The sequence below is a fragment of the Sulfolobus islandicus Y.N.15.51 genome (assembly GCF_000022485.1).
Lineage (GTDB): Archaea > Thermoproteota > Thermoprotei_A > Sulfolobales > Sulfolobaceae > Saccharolobus > Saccharolobus islandicus.
The window spans coordinates 2734346-2752364 of sequence record NC_012623.1 but is presented as its reverse complement, the minus strand read 5'-3'; the positions used below and the strand labels follow the sequence as shown (position 1 = coordinate 2752364).

At 34.7% G+C, this 18019-nt stretch carries 21 protein-coding genes and 1 pseudogene; 13 read left to right on the top strand and 9 right to left on the bottom strand.

Going from position 1 to position 18019, the window contains the following annotated elements; translation table 11 throughout:
* Positions 1 to 23 precede the first annotated feature (23 nt).
* Positions 24 to 1091: a VIT1/CCC1 transporter family protein gene (locus tag YN1551_RS14905; protein ID WP_012718242.1), complete on the top strand. Its 1068-nt coding sequence runs from the start codon at positions 24 to 26 to the stop codon at positions 1089 to 1091.
* Between the two features lie 39 nt (positions 1092 to 1130).
* Positions 1131 to 2132: a hypothetical protein gene (locus YN1551_RS14900; RefSeq protein WP_012718241.1), complete on the top strand. Its 1002-nt coding sequence runs from the start codon at positions 1131 to 1133 to the stop codon at positions 2130 to 2132.
* Here the strand turns inward: YN1551_RS14900 and YN1551_RS14895 are convergent.
* The 4 genes from YN1551_RS14895 to YN1551_RS14880 all read right to left on the bottom strand — a co-directional run bounded on the left by YN1551_RS14895 (position 2124) and on the right by YN1551_RS14880 (position 5173).
* Positions 2124 to 2954, bottom strand: coding sequence for a DUF929 domain-containing protein (locus tag YN1551_RS14895; protein WP_012718240.1), 831 nt, complete (start codon positions 2952 to 2954; stop codon positions 2124 to 2126). The genes YN1551_RS14900 and YN1551_RS14895 overlap by 9 nt on opposite strands.
* Positions 2955 to 2969: 15 nt before the next feature.
* Entirely contained in the window at positions 2970 to 3692 is a 723-nt protein-coding gene (gene sfsA, locus YN1551_RS14890; RefSeq protein ID WP_012714675.1) for a DNA/RNA nuclease SfsA, read from the bottom strand.
* Between the two features lie 450 nt (positions 3693 to 4142).
* Positions 4143 to 4742 carry a hypothetical protein gene (locus YN1551_RS14885; protein WP_012712647.1) on the bottom strand — a complete coding sequence of 200 codons (600 nt, stop codon included), beginning with the start codon at positions 4740 to 4742 and terminating at the stop codon, positions 4143 to 4145.
* Positions 4743 to 4777: 35 nt separating this feature from the next.
* Positions 4778 to 5173: a MarR family transcriptional regulator gene (locus YN1551_RS14880; RefSeq protein ID WP_012714674.1), complete on the bottom strand. Its 396-nt coding sequence runs from the start codon at positions 5171 to 5173 to the stop codon at positions 4778 to 4780.
* Positions 5174 to 5365: 192 nt separating this feature from the next.
* On the opposite strand from YN1551_RS14880, the gene YN1551_RS14875 reads away from it, so the two are divergent.
* The 6 genes and pseudogenes from YN1551_RS14875 to YN1551_RS18020 form a co-directional block, all read left to right on the top strand.
* On the top strand, positions 5366 to 5680 hold the full coding sequence (locus tag YN1551_RS14875) for a 4Fe-4S dicluster domain-containing protein (RefSeq protein ID WP_012712645.1): 315 nt from the start codon (positions 5366 to 5368) through the stop codon (positions 5678 to 5680).
* A gap of 34 nt (positions 5681 to 5714) precedes the next feature.
* Entirely contained in the window at positions 5715 to 7235 is a 1521-nt protein-coding gene (locus YN1551_RS14870) for a M61 family metallopeptidase (protein ID WP_012718239.1), read from the top strand.
* Positions 7236 to 7814: 579 nt separating this feature from the next.
* Entirely contained in the window at positions 7815 to 8099 is a 285-nt protein-coding gene (locus YN1551_RS14865) for a hypothetical protein (RefSeq protein WP_012714672.1), read from the top strand.
* Between the two features lie 305 nt (positions 8100 to 8404).
* Positions 8405 to 8644, top strand: a complete 240-nt coding sequence (locus YN1551_RS14860) for an AbrB/MazE/SpoVT family DNA-binding domain-containing protein (protein WP_012718238.1) — start codon at positions 8405 to 8407, stop codon at positions 8642 to 8644.
* Complete coding sequence (locus YN1551_RS14855; RefSeq protein ID WP_012714670.1) at positions 8625 to 9011, top strand: type II toxin-antitoxin system VapC family toxin; 387 nt, start codon at positions 8625 to 8627, stop codon at positions 9009 to 9011. The genes YN1551_RS14860 and YN1551_RS14855 overlap by 20 nt, the downstream gene beginning before the upstream one ends.
* Before the next feature lie 181 nt (positions 9012 to 9192).
* Positions 9193 to 9459: pseudogene (locus YN1551_RS18020) on the top strand (hypothetical protein); the annotation flags it as partial.
* On the opposite strand, the gene YN1551_RS14850 reads toward YN1551_RS18020, so the two are convergent.
* The 4 genes from YN1551_RS14850 to YN1551_RS14835 all read right to left on the bottom strand — a co-directional run bounded on the left by YN1551_RS14850 (position 9398) and on the right by YN1551_RS14835 (position 13155).
* Positions 9398 to 10165: a winged helix-turn-helix transcriptional regulator gene (locus tag YN1551_RS14850; protein ID WP_012718237.1), complete on the bottom strand. Its 768-nt coding sequence runs from the start codon at positions 10163 to 10165 to the stop codon at positions 9398 to 9400. The pseudogene YN1551_RS18020 and the gene YN1551_RS14850 overlap by 62 nt on opposite strands.
* A gap of 58 nt (positions 10166 to 10223) precedes the next feature.
* The gene (locus YN1551_RS14845) at positions 10224 to 10772 is read right to left on the bottom strand and encodes a hypothetical protein (RefSeq protein WP_012718236.1); all 549 of its coding nucleotides are present in this window, start codon (positions 10770 to 10772) and stop codon (positions 10224 to 10226) included.
* 112 nt (positions 10773 to 10884) lie between these two features.
* Positions 10885 to 12051 carry a UDP-sulfoquinovose synthase gene (agl3, locus tag YN1551_RS14840; protein ID WP_012718235.1) on the bottom strand — a complete coding sequence of 389 codons (1167 nt, stop codon included), beginning with the start codon at positions 12049 to 12051 and terminating at the stop codon, positions 10885 to 10887.
* A gap of 96 nt (positions 12052 to 12147) precedes the next feature.
* On the bottom strand, positions 12148 to 13155 hold the full coding sequence (locus YN1551_RS14835; protein ID WP_012714666.1) for a lactate/malate dehydrogenase family protein: 1008 nt from the start codon (positions 13153 to 13155) through the stop codon (positions 12148 to 12150).
* A 16-nt stretch (positions 13156 to 13171) separates the two neighbouring features.
* Between YN1551_RS14835 and YN1551_RS14830 the strand changes: the two genes are divergently transcribed.
* The 5 genes from YN1551_RS14830 to YN1551_RS14810 are packed head-to-tail and all read left to right on the top strand — an operon-like array spanning position 13172 to position 17302.
* Positions 13172 to 14479 carry an MmgE/PrpD family protein gene (locus tag YN1551_RS14830; protein ID WP_012714665.1) on the top strand — a complete coding sequence of 436 codons (1308 nt, stop codon included), beginning with the start codon at positions 13172 to 13174 and terminating at the stop codon, positions 14477 to 14479.
* Positions 14454 to 15311 carry a methylisocitrate lyase gene (gene prpB, locus YN1551_RS14825; RefSeq protein ID WP_012714664.1) on the top strand — a complete coding sequence of 286 codons (858 nt, stop codon included), beginning with the start codon at positions 14454 to 14456 and terminating at the stop codon, positions 15309 to 15311. Before YN1551_RS14830 ends, prpB begins: the two co-directional genes overlap by 26 nt.
* Positions 15312 to 15335: 24 nt before the next feature.
* The gene (locus tag YN1551_RS14820; RefSeq protein WP_012718234.1) at positions 15336 to 15764 is read left to right on the top strand and encodes a CBS domain-containing protein; all 429 of its coding nucleotides are present in this window, start codon (positions 15336 to 15338) and stop codon (positions 15762 to 15764) included.
* A complete protein-coding gene (gltA, locus tag YN1551_RS14815) occupies positions 15764 to 16897 on the top strand; it encodes a citrate synthase (RefSeq protein WP_012714663.1) in 1134 nt (377 codons plus the stop codon). The genes YN1551_RS14820 and gltA overlap by 1 nt, the downstream gene beginning before the upstream one ends.
* A 36-nt stretch (positions 16898 to 16933) precedes the next feature.
* Positions 16934 to 17302, top strand: coding sequence for a hypothetical protein (locus tag YN1551_RS14810; RefSeq protein ID WP_012712632.1), 369 nt, complete (start codon positions 16934 to 16936; stop codon positions 17300 to 17302).
* 175 nt (positions 17303 to 17477) lie between these two features.
* On the opposite strand, the gene YN1551_RS14805 is transcribed toward YN1551_RS14810, so the two are convergent.
* A complete protein-coding gene (locus tag YN1551_RS14805) occupies positions 17478 to 17993 on the bottom strand; it encodes a DUF429 domain-containing protein (RefSeq protein ID WP_012714662.1) in 516 nt (171 codons plus the stop codon).
* Positions 17994 to 18019: the final 26 nt, after the last annotated feature.

Here is an 18019-nt window from a genome sequence, read left to right as displayed (position 1 = left end):
TCTGTTATAGAATATTATAAAGAGTGGGAAAGTTGGAGAATATTATACTTAGGAGTTACGAAGAAGAGCTATTTGACCATGAGGTTTACAGTAAGTTAGCAGAAGCAGAGAGAGATCCAGAGTTGAAGAAGACACTCTTTAAGTTAGCAGAGATGGAGAAGAAACATTCGGAATTTTGGATAGAGGTCGCAGAGAAGAGAGGACTTAGAGTTAAAGGAAAATTAACAACATTAAATAGAATCAGAGTAAACTTTTACACTTTGTTGCGAAAAATTTTAGGTTTAGATATTACTATTAAAGTTTTAGAGAGCAGTGAAGAAGATGACATAGGGAAGTATAGAAAATTGTCCGAAATGGAGATCTTCTCATCTGAGGAGAAACAAAGATTAAAGGATATTATGGTAGATGAGGCAGTACACGAAAAAGTTTTAGGGAATGTTGAAGCCAAGAGCGTAGGTGATTTTGTGTATGGTATAAGTGATGGTCTAGTAGAGGTTTTAGCTGCAGTATCGGGATTATCTGGGGCCATATCTTCACCACTATTTGTTGCCGTGGGAGGATTAATAGTTGGAGTATCTGGAACGCTTTCAATGGCAATAGGTGCATACCTATCTACTAAGTCAGAAAAAGATGTAAAGATCCAAGAAAGAAAGAGATTGGAGTTGGAAAAGAATGTTGACCAGCACTCAGTTCAATTAAGGCTAGTTAATTTCTTCACAGAACTTGGAGTAAATCTAAATCTAGCCAAGAAGGTTTCGTCAAGTTTAGTTAACGTTGCTGAAGATATTCTATACCCGGAGGTTAAAGAAAATCCGGTTAAGAGTGCCTTAATCACAGGTTTATCATACATTACTGGAGCTATAATACCAATTTTGCCATATTTAGTTGGATTATCTGGACTCACTGGCGTGATAACGTCTTATGTGGTAGCAGGATTATCTACATTTATAGTTGGTTCTATCATAGGGATATTAAGTGGAATAAACCCCTTTAGGAAAGGTGCTCAAATGGCTTCTTTAGCGCTGTTGGCAGCTTTAGGTACTCATGCTTTAGGATATTTAGCGTCAAGATTTCTAAATGGCAGCATTTAATATGAAAGGCTTTAAATTTTATTACTTCCATTATAAGACGTGCCTAGCTTATTTGGTAGGAAAGTCAAGGTAATACATCATATAGATCACTTACATCCAACAATGAAGTTAGCAATAAAGACTATACTAGATTCTTATCTCCCAGATATTATAAGAGGTTATGGTTTTAGGTATGCGGATCCTAAATGGGGAGAGCCTATTTTCATTCCCTATGGCTATCTAGATGGAGAGTATAAGGATACCATTGAGGCATTTAAAAAAATAATGGAGGAGATTAATGAAAGAAAGGAAGATGGTTTGGCAAAATTTAAGGAATGGTATCCAGAGGCAAAGTTTTTTGATATTTACAGATTTATTCAATATTCAATCCCTGGGACTGAAGAAGGTTACACTCCTGGTATTGCAGTAGATCCCTTAATTCCTTATAACTATTTCAAAGATGGTTTAAATGAGGTTAAGGATGAAATTAAAGGGAGCGTTATTGTTGCGTCCCCATCACTTTCGTCTTTTACTGAGTTTAAGTTTTACGACCCAATAATAGGGAGAAGAAATGAAATAGTTGATGCCTATATTTGGCTTAATGAGTTATTCCATGAACAATATGATAAGGATAAGATGTATGATGAGAAATTGGGAAGATATTATATGAATGTTATACTTGACTTTTTAGAAGAATATGGTAAAAACAAAAGAGTAAACGATATAGAAGGCGGTGATGTATTATTGGTCCCAATTTTTGTATGGGGTAAGGATAAGGTCTTCGATGATAATAGCAACATAGTTTCAGCTTGGAAGAACTCTAAGTTATTTACTAGTTCAGTGTTTCATGAGATTGAAGCATTACCAGTTATACTTAATAAACAGTATTTCGACTTCATACTGACTAGATATTCCCACATGTTCAATAAAATTATTCTATTAGGCAATAAGAAGCTCCCCCAAATTGATAAATGTAGCGAATGTCCATCCTCTTTAAGACTGCTAAAAGTACAAAAAGAGGGTAACTTCTCAAAAGTATTTATAGCAAGATTTTTAGGCTAAAGCCTCGTTTATAGCATTTGTTATTTCGCTTGAAGCATTTAGAATTTCATTGTAAGCCTGTAAGTACTGTCCTGAAGGCGTAACTTTGTTTAGTATCATATTGTATAATAATGTAGAATTTAATGCTGCTAATACGGTTGGAGAGATTGAATTAGGATACCCCAAATCAACCCAAGTGCCTCCAGGTCCAGTTATAATTAATATTGTGATTATGTGGGGATGGCTTCCAAAATATGCTGGGGCTATATTATTAAGTTTCGTGTATGTCTGATTTACTTCATAATATACTACTAGATTATATGCCCAACCTGGTAACTCACTTTTTAACTCTTTCAGTCCAAAAGTTACATCATCAGTATTTATTGGTGTACCATTTGTTGTCTGATTTAAATATTGGCCATAAATGTAAATTGGGTGGAAGTATACTCGAGAGTTTGGAAATGGCGTATAGTTTAGGAATAGTAAAGCTGGGATTTCCCCTCCAAATTCTTGCTCGTTTACTGAATAGTGTGTGACTATGCTTAGATTTCCATATTTTGAAAGTGCTAAATATAAGGGCCATGACGTCGTAGCACCGTTTGGACAACCATACCAACTTATGAAGTAAATTTCGACTGAATTGTTAGAAGCGTAATTGGTATTACTTACCTTATATAAGTTAAAGAGAGGAGTATTAGCATTGGCTGTAATTGGTGAAGACGAGGAAGGATGGCCAAGGTATGGCACTGCTACTAAGATTATAATTATCACAGCTAACACAACAAAAGGTATGTAAATCAATTTATTCTCATTTTGTTGCGATTTTTTCCTTTTAGCCATCATATATACAACTGAACATTAAGTTAAATTTGTTTTGCAAAGTGGAATATCTCTAACATAAATTATCTTATTTCCAACTAATTTAAAAGTTTTTATATTTACATTTAACCCTTCATTTATCGAATTCCAGAATTCAATCGAGAATTTAGGATCGGTTTTCTCATTAGGTAAGAAGCATTTAGCATCATCTCTCATTACTAGAATTAATAGTATTGAGTTAAATCCCTTCTTCATTAACTCTCTCAATTCTTTAAGGTGTCTTCTCCCTCTTTCAGTTGGTGCGTCAGGAAAATAAGCTATCTCATTCTCCACTAATGTACATCCTTTTACTTCCAAGTAGGTATTATCGTATTTGAAGTCAATTCTACTGTTTCCTACCTTTATCTCTTTTTCGTATGCTTCCGGTAGAAACTTTGAGGCTATAATGTTGTGTAATCTACTATCTAGTACTACAAATCTTGAATTAGAGTAAGCTGCAGTTATTGAAAATTTTGTTTTATAACCCTTTGTTTCCCTAATCAATACTAAGTTTCCTGGATAAATTAAATCTTTTAATCTTCCAGGGTCATGCAGGTGGGCAAGGAATTCTTTCCCGTTAAAAGTCACTTTAACCAAGAATCTATTTATCCGTTCTACTACGTGTGCTTCATATAATTGTTCGATGAACTCGTATACGCTAAAGCCCTCCTTAACACGAAAGGGTAAGTCTCCAATTTGGTTTCGGGAATCTCTTTCATTCATGAAATCTACTCAACTATAATTTATTGTATTTGAGGATATAGAGCTTTCCTCAAGATATTGATTAATCTCACTCAGAGGAAGTTTACGATCTATGAACATATTAATGTCTTCTAATGTGTTTAGTAACTTTCTTCGCCTAGAAATTTTTATAATTATTCGGACATATTTATAAATACTTTAAATTTATTTATTTCTAATCTGTAACGTCTTCCTCCTACTTTTATGTCTACAAATAGGAGGATTTCTCTATTACGCAAAAAAGCATCTTTATTCCCTAACTTTCAGATTAAATTTTAGGAGTTAAAAGATAACGTATAACTATTCAGTATTACCACAAAGGGAAGCATAATCTTCCATTTATTATATTTAAGTTTTTTATCCGTTTCTCCATGAATTAAGTGATGATGAGTTTGCCGAGTGTTGACGATGTGAAATGAACTCACTTTCTGATTAAGAAGGATTAAGACATATTCTGGTGTTATACTCCTCTTGTATTTCACTACATTCCATTCTATCTGAGTTTACAAATGATTTTTCTATTTTCTTTAATTGTGAATCTACAAATGCTACCTTATATCCCGTAACCACGTACCAAATATTATTCTTATTCTGAATGACTATTAGCCTAGGGGAGAGTTCGAGTAACATTTTTCTAATATGGTCTGTATTGCTACCAGTTCCGCTGACTCTGAACTCCTTAACTACTACATCTCCTTGATTCCCTTCTATCTCATATCCATCAACGTAAATAGTTAATAATGCTCCTAATCTCAGTACTGTTGAGAACTCTTTAGGTTCTAATTCCAGTTTATATTTTGAAATATATCTTAACCACCTTTCCCTTTTCCTTCCTCTGGTTTTCATCTTAATTAAACCTTGTAAACTCATGGAACTTAGTATGTCATTCACTGTAAAAGCGATAAAATCCGGATCTCTATAAATTTCCATACCTTTGCATTTCATGTCAGTTATTATCCCATTACATAAGTATGAGTATTCTTGAAGTAGTGGGATAAATAAATCTTCAATACTAGTAATCTTAAGTCTCACATAACTTCTATATGCACACTATCGGATTTAAGCGTTTAATATCCAAATGTGTCAAATAGCATCAGATCTTCTAATAACATCATATCTAAAAGTGACAAAGTGATTAATAATGGAAGAACATCAATGTACTCTTGAGGTAACTGAGAAGGATCAACATTACCACTTGTAAGTAATTCTTGTAATTGTCTCGATTTTTCTTGTAAAGATTCGTAAATCTTCTTCGCCTCCTCTAAACCGGATGCAGTAAGATCATAAACAGTCTTTTTAAATATAATGCCTTTACTTCTCTTTATAACTAATCCCTCTCGTTCTAAATACTTCAACGTCGCATCAATTTCATATTTATCTTCCTTAAGTCCCTCCGCTATTTCTTCCAAAGTGGAGTCCCTATTCTGATATAAATAAGCAAGAATTTTCTCTCTGAGATTCATCTAACTGTACTCTTATTTTCCTCAGATTTAAATATTTTGGCTAGCCTAATTTGCCTCATTATATACTGTAATGGGTTAGTTACCTTAATAAAGCAATATATAATATTAATAAGCAAAGATGGAAAAAGATTCCCGAACTCGTTAGGGATTATTTTAATTAATGATTCGGTAGAATAGGATAATGGTGAAAAAATGGGTATAGATCCTAACTACAGGACGAATTTTCCGGTATCTGGTGAGCATTCTGGGCATAAAATATATGGTACAGTAGAGCCACCGGCAAAGCTGGGTATACATGGAACCATTGTTGGCGTAGATTTCGATCTATGTATTGCAGATGGTTCATGTATAAATGCATGTCCAGTTAATGTTTTCCAATGGTATGACACACCGGGTCATCCTGCATCAGAAAAGAAAGCAGATCCAGTAAACGAGCAAGCTTGTATATTCTGCATGGCATGTGTTAACGTTTGTCCAGTGGCTGCAATTGATGTAAAGCCACCATAAAATTTTTTATTAACTTTTCTACTTGCTTTCTAAAATGAAATTTTATATAAATTCTCGGAATAAGTATATTGAGGTTTTTGGGGAAGGGAAAGAGGGTATAATCATTTTTCCAACATGGGTACCAGGTTCTTACGTTATTAGAGATACTGAGAGATATATCGTAGAAATGGAAGGAATTAGAATAGGGAAGAATAGATTCTTCGTTAAAGATAAGTTCAGATATTTGATTCAAGCGCTTAGTAAAGATCAGAGAGAAGCGATCTCAACTAGTGACTATTTATTCATTAATCCCCCATCAGTATTTCCGTTTCAGACAATTGAAGAGGAATATTGTGTAAAAATTAACACCACGTGGCCTATCCATACTACGCTAAAAAAGGTCGAAGATTGGTTTTGTGCCGATAACTATAATGAATTTGCGGATTCACCGATTCAAGCTTCACCTAAATTAAAGCTGATTGAGATTGATAAAAAGCATAAAATTTCTACTATTGATGAACTTGACAAATCGTTTATAGAATCACTAGGAAAATGTATATTTGAAATAGATCAGAAGATCTTCTCTAATTCCTCTACAAATGAATATATATTCTTCTTTAGGAGATCTGATACAGATTTCGGCGGAATTGAACATGAGAGATCTTCTTCCATTGTAGTCTCGTGGAATTACAAAGATCTTATCCGCTTGTTTATTCATGAGTATTTTCACAGGTATAATGTGAAGAAGATTAAGCCTAAAGATTTAAGGATTAATTACGAAGACGAAACTTATACTGAATTGCTGTGGGTTGCAGAGGGTCTTACAGAGTATATTGCAGTAATAGTACCTTTAAGAACAAGAGTAGTAAAAGTTGAGGAGACTCTGAATTACATTGCAAATACGTTAGCATGGCTTACCTTTCCCGGGACAAAGAGAATGAGCCTAGCAGAATCTTCCTATACTACATGGATAAAGTATTACCGGCGTGATAATAATTTCTTAAACGTAGGCATTTCCTATTATCAGCTTGGTCTCATTGTTGGTCTTATAATGGATCTAGAGATGATTGAAAATGGTAACTCAATTTATGATTTCTTTAGAGAATTATACAAGTTAGGGGAATGTACGTATGATAATGTTAGGGATATAGCAGAGAGATTAGGAGTTAGAAATTTAGACGAATTAGTATTTTCAAGAGATCCACCAATATTTAATAGGCTGTCAAGATATTTTGAACTGAGTTTCGTAGATAAAGGTTCTCCGTATTGCGGTTTAATGTTAGATAACAAGAAGGTAACTTTTGTTGAGGATGATTCACCGGCAGATAAAGCAGGAATTATTCAGGGTGACGAGATAATTGGAATAAATGGAGTCTCTTCCAATAATTTAAATTTAGAATGCCAAGTTACATTAGCACTGGTTATTAATCGAGAGGGAAAACTTATGGAGTTTACAATTACACCAAGTGAAAACCCTGGACACAACGTGGTTATAAAAGGAAATGGAGAGATTTTCAAGAAATGGTCAGAAGGTATAGAATATGGAGAAGGAAAGTCAAATATAAGAATTATTTAATATGTTTCCTATAATATTTTCTTCAAAAGTAAATCCCAAGTTCTAAGGAGAAAGAATCCACTAAGTCCTTAAAAGTTACTTAAATTAACGAAGATTCTCTATTACGATCCCAATTAATGATAGAGGTCTTTATCGAATTATAATAGAGTTAGCCAAATGAGGAGAACTCTAAAAGACGTTTAGGTATTTTCTAAGTATGGGGTTTGGGCTTCATTAAATTTTCATGAACTCATATCCAACTCTCAGCCCTTGGGCTTCACCGAAGTCACGGGAAAACCCATTCACCCTTCTCCATCTATCTAGCGGGATAACCCTACTCATCTGTCAGATAAGTAAATCCGCACATCTTATGAAATCTTATCATTCTGGAAAATCCATCCACATCTGGTGGTAAGATTTCTAAGAAATCTTTACGTATAAAGTGCATAAATTTCGTGGTTTATCGGAAACTGTTGGCAACGGCTCTGGCTAGTAGAATGAAGTTTTCCCTTGTTTTAAAACCACCTCTAGCCCTTCATATAATCTCTTTGGTATTACGCAAAAGTCCTTATAAACTCTTTCTGAGAGAATCTATGCTACATGGAACCATTCTATTTTAAGTCATATAACAGAACAGTAGGAATAGCTCATGATGTGAATGAGTTGGAGAAGGAAATCGAGAGACTAGGAAAAGAAGATCCAGCTTGTGTTGAATGGCATCTTGAGGAAGGGCATATTGTGGCTTGGTTGAACTATATTGGTGAGAGGGGTTTGGCTGAGATGTTAAGGGGAGTTAGTGATGTGAAAGAATCGTTGGCTAGAATTAGGGAGTTTAAGGCATTGAAGAGTAGGCAGAGAAAGAAGACAAGATACTATAACAAATAGTCCATTTTCCACGGTTAGTGGAACGTCCAGCTTTTTTACTTGGATATGGCCTCAGGGCCATAATGAAAAACTTGAATTAAAATCTAAAAATCTTAAGCATTCATCTTTACCTTAAAAAGGCTAAACTTTCAATGGTAAGGAATTAAGACTAGAAAAGAAAAAAATTATTAATTAAAGAAAAAGATTATTAATTGGAGATTATCCTTAAATTACATCTAAAATTGATTGTAAAATATGGGTTATGGGATTCTCCGCTCTAATATTAAGAAGTTAAACTTTATAGCTATTGAGTTAAACTATTATTTATGATGGTCACAAAGGTACACAAAAAGGGAATAGTGGTTATCACAAAGGAAATAAGGGAAAAGTTTAACATTAAGGAGGGGGATGAAGTGATCATTTACAGTGATGAATATGGGATTCACATATTACCAAAGAAGTCACCAGAGGAATTATTTGGAATAGATAGGGGAAAAGGTTTGGAAGAGCTAGCTAAGGAACATATTAAAGAAAGGGAAACTGAACGTGCGAAAGTACATCCTTGATGCTAATATTATATTTCAATTCTTCTCCGGTTCGCCTAATGTCAAGAAGTATCTATTAAATAATGACGAGAAGTTCATTAACGCCGTAAATCTTTCAGAATTCGCATATCATTATGCAAGGAAATTTGGCTTTAAGGCTTCGGGTGTCAAGTTGAACTATCTCTTGACCTTCATTAACCTTGTGGAAATTGATAAGACGCTTGCGGAAATAGCTTCAAAAATAAGATTAAAATATAATCTATCTCTAGGGGATTCTTTTCTCGTCGCTACAGCAGAGATGATTGGGGGAACAGTTGTCACATCGGATCACGAGTTTGCAGAAAGAACGGCAAAAGATTATGATGTTGAATTTATACCTATAGAATGATTTCAGTAAAATAAAGATATAACTTTATCCGTATAAAATGTCTTACAGTACCAATTTAAATTTAAAATCTAACTTTTTCCTAATAAAGGTGTCTCTGTACTATATACCTTTGCTTCAGTTTTCTGAGTAGAAAATAAGCCTAAACGCATCAAGTTGATCTATCATTGTCTTATTGTGATAATTAGGAAAAGAAGATCCAGCTTGTGTTGAATGGCATCTTGAGGAAGGGCATATTGTGGCTTGGTTGAACTATATTGGTGAGAGGGGTTTGGCTGAGATGTTAAGGGGAGTTAGTGATGTGAAAGAATCGTTGGCTAGAATTAGGGAGTTTAAGGCATTGAAGAGTAGGCAGAGAAAGAAGACAAGATACTATAACAAATACAATTTTATAAAAATTCATATTTTGTTGTTATCATTATTTCTACATCTTTGTCATATTCTCTCTTAAACTTTAATGCAAGGTCTCTAGCTTCATCCATACTATCGACTACATTTACAAATATTCCAGCCTTGTCATCCTCTATTTCAGTGAAAGCGTACTTTGCAAAGAATTTTTTCCCCTCTTCTAGTCTTGATGTAAATACTGCAAATATAGATATTTCAGCCTTATTTAAATCTATAATAGGCATCAATCTGATAAATTTTTTGCTATACAAATATCTTAGATGTCTTCTGATCGTTTTAGACGACACTCCTAATTCTTCTGCAAGTTCAATTGGTTTTATTAGGGGTTTCTCTTTAAGTATGCTTACTACTTTCAAGTCAAACTTAGAGGGGCTATAAGGCATCTGATTTGGGATATATATCATTTTTGGTTCTCCCAACTTCTCGCTCATTTTTCGTATTTTTTCATCAAGTTCAACTCTACTCTTGGAGTCAATTTCATAAACGTTAGTCTCTTCTAGACACTCGATTTTGGCTATGTAATCTCCATCCCAATCGTATAAATTGTTAAAGGCTACATAACCATGATATCTGCCTAGGAAATTTGGATTAACGTAAATTGTAAATCTTTTGATTATATCCCCAAACAACTTCTCCATTCTGTAACTTACTGCTGGTGGAGATATGCCTAGCAGCATTGCAATTCTTCTCTGTGGTGTTCTAGCATCTTTTAGAAGTATCTTTAATATTCCCTTATCTACTGAGTCCATAATTACCTATCTCATTTATGTTTTATATCCTTTTCTTACAATACTGTTTTAAAAGTTTTCACAATATTTCTTCTCTTTCACTTATCTTTTTGAGACCTTCGAATAAGGAGTTTATATTTCTTTCACTAAAAGGTAGTCTTATTATAGTATATTCCCCGGTATATATTCCATACATAAAAAGTATTACATCTCTCTCGTACAAATAAGTGTATATAAGTGCTTGCATTAAGTCGACCTTTTTAAGTTCTGGTTTACTTTTTATTTCTATCACTAAGTCGTCGGAGCAAATATCAGCTTGTCCAATTAGTTTAACATTTCCTATTTTCTCTATTTTCTTATCGCAATAATACAACTTCCTCTCATCAACTATCCCTGAAAGAAGCTCTAGAGCTTTATTCAAATTATAGTAAAATGGAAGATATTTCTCATTAATTTTGTTAATACCATTTATTAGATATTCTTGCAAATATTCATGCAGAAATTGACCTAATTTTCCATTGCTGGGCATTCTCAACTCTAACATATAATATTGGGAAAGGACTTCATATTCTATATCACTATAATTTATGAAATAGCCTAATTTCTTTTTTAGACTATTTTCCAACATACTAATTTTCTTATGAGGGTTTAAATAGATTTTTCCCAAAAATCGAGATACATCTAGTACGAATTTAGTTTGAATATTACCTTAATACGACAGTTTTACAGTTAAGAGTAATTCATGTTCTTCCTCTTCTCCAATCGGTTTTAGGCAGTATTACATGTTTAAACGATTCCAGCCTATTCTTGTAAGGAATTAAGTCCTCTATTATGTTTTTTATTTCTTTCTTCATATTCTTTTTAGGACTGAATCCCAATGATGGTAATATTCTAGTTTCAACTTTATAATAGTGCTCCTCTTTTTCTACTCTAGGATTCTTTACATTTTGTATAGTAACCCCCAATCCCATGGACTCAGCAACTTCTTTAACCATTTCGGCTATTTGACTAACACTATATACTTCATGAATTTGGTTAACTACTCTATACTCTCCTTGATTAGGAGGATGTTCAAGTAAAATGGTTAACGCTTGCATGCTATCCTCAAGTGAGATAAATCCTCTAGTTTGACCTCCTTTTCCATAAGGTGTTAACGGAAGACCCAATACTGCTTCGACACAATACCTATTAACAACCGTTCCCCAAACTTCATCAAAATCGAATCTCGTCCTTAACTTCTCATCTATAATCTCTTCAGTTCTCGTACCATATACTGGACCTTGCATAATATCGGTAATAGTTAAATTCCATACTTTATTCGCCCATAACAAATTATAGCTATCGTAAACTTTACTCCAATGATACCAACTGCTAGCCCATTTGGGAAATGGAATCTTATCTTTTTTGCCGTTTATTTCGACTTCTACGAATGGCGACTCTAGTATATCATAATTTGGTGTTCCGTACTCTCCCATCGTTCCCATCTTTAAAATATGTATACTTGGATCAACTTTAATGATTGAATAGATGAGATTTATCGTACTAGTAAGATTGTTTATGAAGGTGTAATTAGCGTGGTTTACATCAATCATCGAGTAGGGAGCTGATCTTTGTTCGGCGAAATGTACTATGGCATCTGGTTTATGTGTTTGAATAATCTCATGTAATTTATCAAAATCCTTCACATCAACTCTATGAAAGGTTATATTAACATCAAGTAGTTTCCTTGCTGCTACTATCCTTTCCTCTGGATCTGGTAATGGAAACGCAGAATCTGACCCTACTTCCCTTACGGCATTTCTTGTGTATAAGTTATCTACTCCAATAACTTCATGTCCTCTCTTAGCCAATCGTAATGCTAGTGACCATCCTAAATAACCATCAGCACCTAAGATAACTACTTTCATCAATAATCTAGAGATTAAGAGAATAAAAAAGCTTATGGTTAGGGTGACATCTATTTACGGGGATAAAGTTAAATCTGCATCTGCGAGATCAAGAAATCATTGTTTGATTACTTGTAGTAGATGATCTAAATTCTCCTTATAAACTTTGTAAAAATCCTCAACAGATTTATTTAACCTCTCCCTGTCACTCTCTGGTAATACGCCCTCTAAACTTGGTCCTATTTCAGCTCCTACAACTGTTGGAACACTTATATGTATTATTTCGCCTTGATAAGTTCTAGGAGTCGCTATGCTCATTACTCTTCCTTCATTTAAGACTACTGATCTAACTATGTCCTTTATTATAGTTGCAGGTCCCCACGTTGTTCCCCCCATCACTCTTATTATCTCCCCCGGTATTGACTTAACGTAATTTTCAACTTCCTCTTTAGTTAATCCTTTAGCTATTTCCTCAAAGGGTTTCCCGTTAACTTTAACCGTACTCCACAAAACTACTGCGTCTTCTCCATGCTCTCCCGCTACATACCCGGTTACCTTAGTCACTGGGACTTTGAGTTTCTTACTTATATATGATCTCATTCTCATTGTCTCTACCGTGTCTCCAGTGCTTATTGTGAATTGTTTAGAGAATCTCATGAATATTGACGCCATCATGTCAACGGGATTTGCTACCATTATGTATAATGCCCCTGGATTTTTAGGAGGAAGCTGTTTTGCAAGATCTATTTGTATTTTTGCATTATCAACAAATAGATCCCTTCTGCTCATCCCTGGTTTCCTTGGCTTACCCGCCATAATAAGTATGATATCGACATTGGCTACATCATCAAGAGAGTTAGTACCTATTACTTCAGTGGAAAGACCTCTAGTAGCCATTGCATGTCTTAACTCGTGTTCGAACTTTTCTGGTAATTCTGGAATAATATCGTATAATATAACTTCACTTGCTAAACCGTCAAAAATTACAGAATAAGCTATTGTCTGGCCTATTTTTCCTACTCCTATAAAAGCTATTTTTACCATATTATCACAAGTATAAATATGCATTCTAAAGTATATTAAGCTTTTTTCAATGTTCATTATAGTTCGACTTTTATACTCCATTTAACTTTACTCTATTATGGAAATAGCTGAAAAGATTGCTGAATTTATAAATTCAGTCAATTATCAAAAGTTAAGTGAAAAGATTATACATGAGGCAAAAAGGAGGATAATTGATGCAATAGCAGTGGCCCGTGGAGCATTAGATTCCCCACCTCATTTAGTTAACAAAAACGTGGTAATGTATTTCCAGGGTTCTGTTCCCCTACTTTTCGGAGGAAATGCGACTCCAGACTTCGCAGCATTCTACAACACTTTTTTGATTAGATATCTAGACTTCAATGATACTTACCTTTCAAAAGAGCCTCTTCATCCCAGTGATATGATAGGCGCTTTCTTGTCCTTAGGCTCACTATTCGATCTTAAAGGGAGGGATATAATAGAAGCAATTGCTATAGGCTATGAAGTTGGGATAAAACTATGTGACGCAACATCATTGAGAAAAAAAGGTTTTGATCACGTAACTTTTCTTCAAGTAGGAGCAGCTGCAGGTTTAGCTAAAATGTTGAAATTAGACGAGAAATCTACTATTAACGCTATTTCGTTAACAATAGTGCCAAACATTGCACTTAGGGAGACTAGGTCTGGGGAGTTATCGATGTGGAAAGCTGGTGCGGCAGCTGATGCTTCAAGGAAAGCGGCTTTCTCAGCACTTTTGGCGAAATTTGGTATGACTGGTCCTTCAAAGCCTTTTTCAGGTAGATTAGGTTTCATTAATGTTGTAGCTAAAGATTTTGACTCTTCGGTGTTTAATCACCTAGAGGCTGATGGTGTACTTAGGACTAGTCTAAAGAAATATCCAGTGGAGTATCACGCTGAAGCGGTTGTTGAGGCTGGAAAGAGTTTGAACGTTAACGTTGATGATATTGTTAAGATTGAAGTTGAAACCTATGAGGCAGCCAAGACGATAATAGCTGATGAAGAGAAATGGAATCCCACTAATAAGGAGACTGCAGATCACAGTTTGCCTTATATTCTGGCATATACCCTAATTAAGAAGGATTTCTGGCTCGACGCCTATGATCAAGAAATGATATTTAATGAAAAAATAAGGAGTTTGATGAAGAAGATTACTGTTATTGAAGACGAGAAATATACTAGTATATATCCTAAGGAGTTACCCGTTAAAGTAACAGTTTATACCAGTAAGGGTAGAGAGATGGTTGAGGTTAGGAATCCAAGAGGTTATTATAATAATCCAATGACTGATGAAGAAGTTGAGGAGAAGTACTTAAGGTTAAAAGGTAGGAAGGAAGAGTTAAATATTTTGTGGAATATGGAAGAATTAAAGGTGAAGGAAATTGTCTCAAGTATTAAAGGAATCTGACTTCTTAATAGTACCGGGAGTATTTAATCCATTTACTGCAATTCTGGCAAAAAAGGTAGGTTTTAAGGCAGTGTATTTATCGGGTGCAGCTCTTACCTCATCTTATGGTCTACCAGATATAGGTTTAATAACATTAGATGAGGTTGCTGAGATGATAAGAAGGATAAAGGAAGTTGCTGATATTCCGATAATAGTTGATTCAGATACTGGGTTTGGTGAGGCAATAAATGTCTATAGAACGGTAAGGGTTTTAGAAAAAGCCGGTGCTGACGCTATTCAAATAGAGGATCAGAGAATGCCAAAGAAGTGCGGCCATTTAGAGGGTAAAGAGGTTGTAGAGCCTTTAGAAATGGTTCAGAAGATAAAGGCGGCATTAAAGGCTAGAAGAGATGCCTTAATAATTGCAAGAGTCGATTCTCGCGGTGTAATAGGGTTAGACGATGCAATAGAAAGGGCCAAGATTTATTTAGAGGCAGGTGCTGATATAATATTTCCGGAGGCTCTCACTAGTAAGGAGGAGTTCGCCAAGTTCGCTAAAGAGGTAAAAGCTCCGTTACTGGCTAATATGACTGAGTTTGGTAAAACTCCTTACATTAAAGCCCAAGAGTTTAGGGAGATGGGTTATAAATACGTAATATTCCCCGTTACTATATTTAGAGTAGCGGCCAAGGCAATGAAAGATGCCTTAGAAGTACTATTGAAAGAGGGAACGCAAGTTAATTTATTAGATAAGATGATTACTAGGCAGCAACAGTATGAGATAATTGATTACTTCTTCTATGAGAGATTAGATAAGGAATTAGGTAGTATAAAACTCGTTAGAAAGCTTTAAATTTTTATATTCGAAATTTAAATTATGGCAGTAACTTCTAGAAGCTTAATTAAGAGATCCCCTGTGGTTGTTAAGGTAGGTACTAAAGCTATTGAGGCTTGTAAGATTATGTATCAAAATAATATAGGATCTGTAGTAATTGTTGACGAAAAAGGCTATCCAGTCGGAATATTTACGGAGAGAGACGTATTACGTGCTGTAGCGTGTGGAAAGAATTTAAATGACAATGTAGAGAACCTAGGAACTTTTGGGAAATTAATAACAGTTAAGCCTAATTCTCCCATTGGAGAAATAGCAGAGAAAATGGTTAAAAACAATATAAGGCATTTAGTTGTAGTGGATGAAGAAGGTAAGCTTGTTGGTGTTGTATCCATAAAGGATATAGTTAATGAGAAACATGTTCTAGATTTTTTAGTTAGGTCTGAGTTAAGTTGGGAAGGGGGTACTGACTAATGAGTGTTGTAAGTAAAGGTTTGGAGAATGTTATTATAAAGGTTACGAATTTAACATTTATAGATGGAGAAAAGGGAATATTGAGGTATAGGGGGTATAATATTGAAGACCTAGTTAATTACGGCACTTATGAAGAGACTATCTATTTAATGCTCTATGGAAAGTTACCTACGAAGAAAGAGTTAAACGATTTAAGGGAGAAACTTAATGAGGAGTACGAGGTACCTCAAGAAGTATTAGATTCAATATACCTGATGCCTAGAGATGCTGATGCTATAGGTCTTTTAGAAGTGGGAACAGCAGCGCTGGCTTCTATCGATAAGAACTTCAAATGGAAGGAGAATGATAAGGAAAAAGCAATTAGTATCATTGCTAAAATGGCTACTCTAGTATCAAATGTATATAGGAGAAAGGAGGGTAACAAACCAAGAATACCAGAACCTTCAGATAGTTTCGCTAAAAGCTTTCTGCTAGCTAGTTTAGCTAGGGAACCCACTGCAGAGGAAATTAACGCAATGGATAAGGCTCTAATACTCTATACAGACCATGAGGTACCAGCATCGACAACTGCAGCACTTGTAGCTGCATCTACTTTATCAGATATGTATTCCTCTCTTACTGCAGCATTAGCAGCGTTAAAAGGTCCGTTACATGGTGGAGCAGCTGAAGAGGCTTTTAAACAATTCGTTGAGATAGGAGATCCAAATAGAGTAGAAATGTGGTTTAATGATAAGATAATAAATCAAAAGAATAGACTAATGGGATTTGGTCATAGGGTTTACAAGACTTATGATCCTAGAGCAAAAATATTCAAAGAACTAGCCTCAACTCTGATTGAAAGAAATAGTGAGGCTAAGAAATATTTCGAGATAGCTCAAAAACTTGAGGAGTTAGGAATAAAGCAATTTTCTAGCAAGGAAATCTATCCTAATACCGATTTCTATTCCGGAATAGTCTTCTTCGCTTTAGGATTTCCAGTATACATGTTTACCGCATTATTTGCTTTATCGAGAACTTTAGGCTGGTTAGCACATATAATAGAATACGTAGAGGAGCAACACAGACTAATTAGGCCAAGAGCTTTGTATGTTGGACCAGAACATCAAGAGTATGTTCCTATAGACAGGAGATAAGCTTTTTTTTTAACTTTTTACCTAAGATATATACAGATGCCTTCAATATTAGGTTCGATAGGTGCTATTATCGCTTTTATAATAGCTTGGATAGTGATTTCCATACCTACATGGTTAGCTGGAAAAGTAGTTGCACCACGAACTACCACGTTTGGTAGGGCTATGTTAGCGACGTTGATTGGAGTAATAGTTTATGCAATTTTCACAGCGTTATTCTCACTCATTTCGCCAATAATTGGAGTAATAATAGGATTTATAGCATTTCTAGGAGTATACAAGGTGGTATTTAACACCGGCTGGATACAGGCTTTAGGCATAGCAATTTTGGCAATAATAGTTGCGATTATAATACTATTTATTCTAGGGCTAATAGGGATTACCTTACCTCATTTCTTTCAATTCTAGAATAGATTAGCTGATATTTTATTAATTTCTTCTAATATCCTTATTTTCTTTCTTTACTTATAAGCTTTACACGAACCTATTGAACGGGCATGGCTACTTCTACGTTCCACTCTTGCAGAGAGGAAATGAATCAACTAAACTAAATTTGCAATGGAGTCTTGAATTGTCTCTTGCCTCATTTAGGTCCTTTAAGATAAAACTCAAAGTAATTTTTCCTTTTTATCTCATAAGGAAATTTTGTTGATAGTAGGTAAATCGTACCATCATCAGCCTTTATTTCCTCAGCATACCCTGAATCGTAAGCCATCGCAGTCATGGCACATAATGCAGCATCAACGTAATCCTTAATCTCATGCAATTCTCTCCAATTCAAACCAATCAACTTCATGGAAGACGTTGGATGAGTCTCGATTACATTATTTAATCTGTCCTTCAATTGGATAGCTCTTTCTACAAGTTTTTTCATAAAGGATGGTGGTAATACTTTCAGCTTTCTCTTTATCAACTCCTTGTCAACGTTTCTGAAACCGTTATGATGAGAAAGAGGTGAATCTATCGCGGTAACTTTTGCTCTATTACAACTTTCTATAATTTCCTCATTTATTGTTAGTTCAATGATTTTTATCTCGTTGTTTATGAGGATACCCACTGCAGTCTTCCTTCTTACTGCTAGATCGATTCCACAATACATATTTATTTCCCCTATTATCTTCTTAT